Source organism: Geothrix alkalitolerans (assembly GCF_022808885.1).
Lineage (GTDB): Bacteria > Acidobacteriota > Holophagae > Holophagales > Holophagaceae > Geothrix > Geothrix alkalitolerans.
In genome coordinates, this window is record NZ_JAKZLE010000011.1 from 1 (window position 1) to 7,153 (window position 7,153).

Annotated in this window: 6 protein-coding genes; 1 reads left to right on the plus strand and 5 read right to left on the minus strand. The window is 54.2% G+C overall.

Annotated elements, in window-relative coordinates:
* Positions 1-220: 220 nt before the first annotated feature.
* Positions 221-517, plus strand: coding sequence for a hypothetical protein (locus MLJ35_RS15685; protein WP_243385046.1), 297 nt, complete (start codon positions 221-223; stop codon positions 515-517).
* 134 nt (positions 518-651) lie between these two features.
* Here the strand turns inward: MLJ35_RS15685 and MLJ35_RS15690 are convergent, their stop codons facing one another.
* The 5 genes from MLJ35_RS15690 to MLJ35_RS15710 all read right to left on the minus strand — a co-directional run bounded on the left by MLJ35_RS15690 (position 652) and on the right by MLJ35_RS15710 (position 7,024).
* Positions 652-1,176 carry a hypothetical protein gene (locus MLJ35_RS15690; protein ID WP_243385047.1) on the minus strand — a complete coding sequence of 175 codons (525 nt, stop codon included), beginning with the start codon at positions 1,174-1,176 and terminating at the stop codon, positions 652-654.
* Positions 1,177-1,682: 506 nt separating this feature from the next.
* Complete coding sequence (locus MLJ35_RS15695) at positions 1,683-2,087, minus strand: hypothetical protein (protein ID WP_243385048.1); 405 nt, start codon at positions 2,085-2,087, stop codon at positions 1,683-1,685.
* 2,863 nt (positions 2,088-4,950) lie between these two features.
* The gene (locus MLJ35_RS15700; RefSeq protein WP_243385049.1) at positions 4,951-5,418 is read right to left on the minus strand and encodes a hypothetical protein; all 468 of its coding nucleotides are present in this window, start codon (positions 5,416-5,418) and stop codon (positions 4,951-4,953) included.
* 171 nt (positions 5,419-5,589) lie between these two features.
* Positions 5,590-6,183, minus strand: coding sequence for a hypothetical protein (locus tag MLJ35_RS15705; protein ID WP_243385050.1), 594 nt, complete (start codon positions 6,181-6,183; stop codon positions 5,590-5,592).
* Positions 6,184-6,538: 355 nt separating this feature from the next.
* The gene (locus MLJ35_RS15710) at positions 6,539-7,024 is read right to left on the minus strand and encodes a hypothetical protein (protein ID WP_243385051.1); all 486 of its coding nucleotides are present in this window, start codon (positions 7,022-7,024) and stop codon (positions 6,539-6,541) included.
* Between the last annotated feature and the right edge of the window lie 129 nt (positions 7,025-7,153).

Genomic DNA, 7,153 nt, shown 5'->3' on the forward strand with positions numbered 1-7,153 from the left:
GCCAAACCGAGAAGAATGCCAAGCCAATTCATAAGATGGATTCCCTAGCAGGTTGATGAAGCGGCGTGAGCGCTGATAACGACTTTGGTGTTGGGATTGTTCTGGGAGTTCTTGAGAGGCCTAACGACCGCCAATAACCGGCACCAGCGCGAAGCGATGGGGTCCGAGTTGATTGGCATGGTTGGGCCAGCGAACCGACAACCAATTGAAGGAGAAAAACATGAACGACGCCGCCTTCTTCGTCCGCTCGACCATCGAGACGATGGTTGAGTGCCTGTGCAGCATGGGTATCACCGAGGACTGTCCTCGGCACCGCGCCCTGAAGCACCTGGCAGCCCTGGAAGCCGATCTTGCTTATGAGAAGGACCGCGCTGATTGCAATTTCGTGGCGGCACAGCAGCGGCTCGAAGCCCTGAAGGAAGTCGAGGTCTACACCCGCGGCGACTATGACCATGGGCTGCACCAGCGCCTGGTTGACGCTATTGGTGCCTCCGCTCTGATTCAGAAACCGCATTGAACGAGCGGCCCAACGAATGAAGCTAACCGGCCCCGCCTGCACCGAGACGCCGAGCGGAGCCGAGGAAGCGAGAAGTTGAGAGAGAGCGGAGGGCAATGCAGGCGGGGTCCGAGTTGAGCGGAGGGTTAGGCGCGTCACCCCATTTTCTGTTGCTGTTTTTCAAATTTGACCAGTGTTGAGAGCCATAGCTTAGCTGTCTTGCGAATTGCTGGATCGGGGCTTTTCATTAGTTTAGCGAGGTTCGACCGCATCGTTTTAGAGGTTGCTGGCGGCCAACCAGCCCCGTCGGCAGCAGAGCCAAGAATGGCCGCATGTTTCTGGGTAGTCGCAGGAAAGCTGGAAAGTCTTTTGATTATTAGCTCTGGGTTCTGTTGTAGCTCCTTGCCAAGGAACATGCCAAGTGCTTCGGAATTGCACCCATCCACCTCTGCGTTCAGCAGGGGAAGAAGTATCGTGGCGTCACCCTTGCAGTACCAATCGATTGCCGCGTCGATGTATTCCTCATAGTCGTAGGATCTTTCTAAAGCACTCGGACCGACTTTCAGAACATGAAGGACCAGTTCCCTTTTTTCAGGAGTAGGAGGATAGGTCCGCAGACCGTCATCAGCCAATCCTGGTAATGAGATCAGGAGCAGTAGAGCGATGAGGACCTGGTTCATACGGCAAGCGCCTAACGAATGAAGCTAACCGGGCCCCGCCTGCACCGAGGCACTGAGCGAAGCCGAGGAAGCGAGAAGTTGAGAGAGAGCGGAAGGCAATGCAGGCGGGGTCCGAGTTGAGCGGAAGGTTAGGCGAGACGCTGCATGAGATCTTTGCGCGCCTCAAGCCGCGGAACCTGGCGTTCTTGGACTCGGAAAGACCGAGGGGGCGTAAGGCGAGAAGTCTTGAAAGGCTGGGCGTGGCCCCAGGGTACCGACCAAGACGGGTGATGATGACAAGAGTCTTGGCGAGAGTGGGTGGGAACCCCTGAACGGTGTTGCTTTGCCGGCCGAACGGTTTCGAAGCCAGATAGAGCCCGGCCTTTGGTAACGCCTAACGAATGTGGCTAACCGGCCCCGCCTGCACCGAGGCGATGAGCGGAGCCGAGGAAGCGGGAAGTTGAGAGAGAGCGAAAGGCAATGCAGGCGGGGTCCGAGTTGAGCTAGGGGTTAGGCAGGTTAGATACTCAGGAGTGCGGCTTGGGGTTGCGATGAAGCCAAACTTGTAGATCATTCACTTCATCATTGATAACAAGCTTTCCATGAATCAATTCAATTCTGAAGCAATTGGTATCTTGCTTTGTGGTCAGGCATAGCCATTTGTTATAGAGAGTGTAGGTGCCAGTTTTTTGTTCGACTTCTTTAGTTGAATATATAGCAAGCACCGAAAATTCACCGCTTGATTTGAATGTGAATTCTATCGTGTTGATGGAATCGTCTTTACCAGAGCCGGTAAACTTTTCGCTTATCCATTTCCCAATTATAGATTTTGTTGACGAGCCAGAATTTGGCTTTGCGCTGAAGCCTGACCAGGAAATTGGTACAACCAGGTAGATGACTAATAAATTTTTTAGGGAATCAGGTAAGGCCATAGACCTGCCTAACGAATGAAGCTAACCGGACCCGCCTGCACCGAGGCGACGAGCGGAGCCGAGCTAGCGAGATGTTGAGAGAGAGCGAAAGGCAATGCAGGCGGGGTCCGAGTTGAGCTAAGGGTTAGGCGGCTTGGGATAGAGAGTGCCTAATTCGGTCTGAATTGGTTGTGGCTTTAGAGAAAGCAAAGGTTTCTGAATCTCGCATTCATAGTATTTCCAAAGGGAGCGGTTCCTTGTGTACGGAAATCTAGCTGAGATTGCGCCCTCTGATTCACGGACCCGGAGGCAAACCGTTTTCGGCAGTGAACTGCCGAATTCTTCGCCACAGAAATAGTCGAACCCATTCTTTGAACCACAGTAGCGAAAGGATTGAAGGGAAGAGTTCATTCTGACCTTATCAGCCCGCTGGCAAAGATCTGGTTTAGTGACTGTTCTGGTACAGCCCAGCAAGGCGATAAGGGCCAAGGTCAGAAACTGCCGAAAATCTTGGGCCAAGGGTGCCGCCTAACGAATGAAGCTAACCGGCCCCGCCTGCACCGAGGCGCAGAGCGGAGCCGAGGAAGCGAGAGGTTGAGAGAGAGCGGAATGCAATGTAGGCGGGGTCCGAGTTGAGCTAGGGGTTAGGCGCGTAGACGCTCGATAAATCGTGGATCATTTAGAGCAGTGTACGAGACAGCGGTGCATGAAATCTTGAATTCCATCCCCAGGTTGAACAGTATTTCTGTCCGAATTTCGGAGCCAGCGATGCGGAGTGGGATCTCGAAGACGTTGTTCAGATGATTGTCATCAGCCCAGATTGAACCTTCCCAGACATCGAAAGAGTCATCGTCATCTTCCGTCGGAAGTTCTGGAATTGAGCAGGACTGAACACCAGAGAAGATCAAGCGCCCAGCTTGGCCACATCCGTTTCCGGGGGATTGAAATGGCTCACCCTCAAACACGTGCAAATAGACATGAGGGAATTCGACGATGACCTCATTCCCATTCCTGATGATGGATCTCACTCGAGAGTCATGAAATTCGGCGAAGGTTCTCATTGTTGGGATTAGTAGCGCCTAACGATCGAAGGTAACCGGCCCAACCGCAGCCGGCCGATGGGAGGGGAACGGGAATCCCAACCACCACGGGAGCGCGGAAGACACGTGCGGTTGGGTCCGAGTTGAGCGCAAGGTTAGGCCGAGCCCACAGCTCTGTCGTGGCATGAACCGAGGCGACGGGAAAACCGAGCGGGGATTGGAAAGAGCGACGTGTGGCTTGCCACCATGAACGCACGCCCGCCACGAAACCCCAAGCAGAATGGCCGAACAGGCGAATTTGCAGGCTGAACGGTAATCAGACAGGCCTGCTTCACGAGGCCTAACGAAGGGAGCTAACCGGGCCCCGCCTGCACCGAGGCGCTGAGCGGAGCCGAGGAAGCTGGAAGCTGAGAGAGAGCGGAGGGCAATGCAGGCGGGGTCCGAGTTGAGCTGAGGGTTAGGCCGATTATGGGGCAAAGCCGCCGATCTGAAATGTAAGCCAGGCAAAACAATCAAAGGAGGATGGGGCGAGCAATACCAGGACAACCGGAATGACGACGGCCTTTTCGGATCTGGGGCAATTGGACAAGAATGCGAAAACAGGAATGGCGATCAAAATAATGACCATGAGGCCGGTGAGGGACTCGCCTCCGGCCAATTTGGTGAGATAGAGGCATAGCTGAAAGCCTGCTGAAGCGATTAGTGCAGCAGAAGCTCTGGATGGAACTCTCATGGGTTGAGGGAGGCCTAACGAATGAAGCTAACCGGCCCCGCCTGCACCGAGGCGATGAGCGAAGCCGAGGAAGCGGGAAGTTGAGAGAGAGCGGAAGACAATGCAGGCGGGGTCCGAGTTGAGCTAGGGGTTAGGCATTCGAGGATGGCGCTGAAGTTGGACCACCACTTTCGAGTGCAGAACAAACTGAAGGGATTTGAACGAGAAGGAAGATGCCGAGTGCCCAGAAGCCGCCGACCAATCCGAAGATGAACCAAATACGGCTGCTGGAAATCGTCTTGTGTGGTTGATATAGCAGCCACACCCCAATCACGGCATGCCCAATCAGATAGGAAAGTCCACTAAGAACCGCTACAAATGAAACCAAGGAGCGGGATCCAGGCCCGGGCGTACCTCCCGCTGTGAGAAACGTGAGTATCGCCGGAAGAATAATCGTGAGAAGCAGCGCAGGGATGAACCATAGAGCGAGTTTTTCGATCGACCTCAGGCGTGCTCCTTGGTGAATGCCTAACGAATGAAGCTAACCGGCCCCGCCTGCACCGAGGCACTGAGCAGAGCCGAGGAAGCGGGAAGTTGAGATAGAGCGGAAGGCAATGCAGGCGGGGTCCGGGTTGAGCGAGAGGTTAGGCACCCCATGAAACTGGAGCCCACGCGAGCTGCCGAGACGCTGGGATGAGAACGGCTGAAGGGAATGCCGACCGAACAAGGACGGGCATTCACGCAGACGAGCCCAAAGGCAAAGAACCAAAGCGGATTGCGCCAACGGTGGAGCGAGTTGAGGAATGGCGAAGCCAGGATGCCATGGGAAGCCGATGGATTCACCGCGGACCCCGCAGGAGAACGACGAAAGAGCGCACCAGCGCAAGCCCGCCATTCATGAGCAGCCGAAGCCGCCAGGCCCGAGAGATTCACGACCAGCGAAGCCAAGGGGCCGAACCTGAAACCCGATTGAGAAGGACCAGACCCAGAAGGCGAAGGGAAGACGCCGGGTGTGCCTAACGAAGGAAGCTAACCGGCCCCGCCTGCACCGAGGCGACGAGCGGAGCCGAGGAAGCGAGAAGTTGAGAGAGAGCGGAAGGCAATGCAGGCGGGGTCCGAGTTGAGCGGAGGGTTAGGCGCCGTCGTGTTTCCCCATTGAAGTGGCGAATTTCTCTACTGGAACATCGAGTTTTTCGAGAAATTCAGCAAGGACTGAAGCCCGTAGAGCATCGTTTGATTTTAAGTAGTCGGCGTGGCGATTGATTAGAGAATGTATGATCAGTTTCCTAAAGTGCTGTCCATCTTTCTTCGGTAGGAGAATGGCAATATTTATAGAGGTTGCGAGGAGTAGGCCTATAGCAGTACCGAGCCCTACCAAGAACCCAAACGCCCAGATGCCGTACGCAATAGAAGCAAAGCCAACTGCGTAGACCAACATGGCAAATTTGGCAAAGTTTGGGGGCGTTATCGCATCTTGATACCCGGTAGGGGTTCCAGCATCACTCAATGCTTTCCCGATGAACAATGTGGCTTGAGTAAAGGCGAGAACATATCCAAGACCGAGTGACACGAGATACATCAGTGTCAGGTAAGAGGCCATGTTTCGTCCTTTCGTGATGGAGGCGCCTAACGGGTGGGCTAACCGGCACCGCCTGCGCCGAGGCGCTGAACGAAGCCGAGATAGCAAAATGTTGAGAGAGAGCGGAAGGCAATGCAGGCGGGGTCCGAGTTGAGCGGAGGGTTAGGTGCTGGGCGCAACTCGGGGAATGTCTCATTTGGGTGAAGCCGTAAAGTGTGGTTTTGCCTTGTCAGTGAAAAGGATGCCCTGCTTTTCGATTACTTGCATTGCGATTTCTGGGGTGGGAGCCAATGCACGAATTGAGGCCTGAATGGGGCCCCATTGACTTTTCGCCGCAAAGCTACCGATGAAGCACATGAATTCGAGATCGTTGCTGCTGGGTTCCGGAGTCAAGTAGACACCAATTCGAACGTTGTACCAGGCGAAATTGAAATCTTTGGCATCAGTCGCCATCTTGGCAAAGAGCATTCTTGCGTCAGGATCGAAAGGCGTTTGTTCTAGGAGCAGATATAGATATTTCGCAGCTTTGGCAGCCGCATTAGGGCGGTCGAGTTCATGTTCTGTCATTAGCACTAGGCATAAGGCCTTAACAGCTTGCGTTTCTTTGGTTTGTTTGAATGCCTGGAATGAGGGGTCTTCAGTGTTCAGTACAAGTTTTCGGACCCCCTTGTTGGCGTCCCCCGGAGGGTTGGTGATCCATGACGGAAGAGGAAGAGCCTTTTGCTCGGCAGCGAAGCTTTCAAATCGCTGGATTTCTTGTGGATCAGGTTTTGGTGCTTTGGGCATCCAAGCGCCTCGGAATTTACCGTAGTAAGCCCAAGCACGATCGAGCATTTCATTGGAACCAAGGTCTTGGGATTTGCTCGCTTTGACAAGAAGCGCCCTTGAGACGCCAGGGAAGGGGTTGAGGTCGTCATTGCTTCGGAGAAGCGATTCCTCAAGCGCTTTGTCTTGCGTAGTAGGTGCAACTGGAGGAGGCACCTGAGCCAGAACTGAGAGGAGTAGTGCTGGTATCACGGGGGCACCTAACGAATGAAGCTAACCGGCCCCGCCTGCACCGAGACGCTGAACGAAGCCGAGGAAGCAGGAAGTTGAGAGAGAGCGGAAGACAATGCAGGCGGGGTCCGAGTTGAGCGGAGGGTTAGGCGCCGTATCCTTCGTTCTTGCCTTCGACGCCCTTAGGGCTGATGGGTTCGAATCGTTTAAGACGCCGGTTGATTCTCCATGCCTTCACGGCTGGCTGGAACTCGTCGCTGGAAGGCCTTACCAAACATATGATTTCTGGATCAAAGACCCCATTCCGTTTGCACATACCTTCGCCAAATACAAAGTATTGGCTTGTATCTTCAACAAGGATATCGAACATCGCAAGTTCCTTCATCTTGCTCAAGTAACCATCTGTGGTTTGGATTGATGACCAAAGGATAAAGCGATGAAGGTTGTAGCGAATTAAGTGAGTAATCGAAAAATCCTTGCCATCAAGCTTTCCAATCCCAGACCCGCCAGCATTGGTAAACCCTTCACGCGGGAATCTCTCAGCCCCACATAAACTCACCACAACCGCGAAAGAGGTCAGAGACGAGACCACTATTTTGGAAGTGAGGTGGGGACCTTTGGGGTTACGCATAGCGCCTAACGAATGAAGCTAACCGGACCCGCCTGCACCGAGGCGCTGAGCGGAGCCGAGGTAGCGGAATGTTGAGAGAGAGCGAAAGGCAATGCAGGCGGGGTCCGAGTTGAGCTAAGGGTTAGGCGT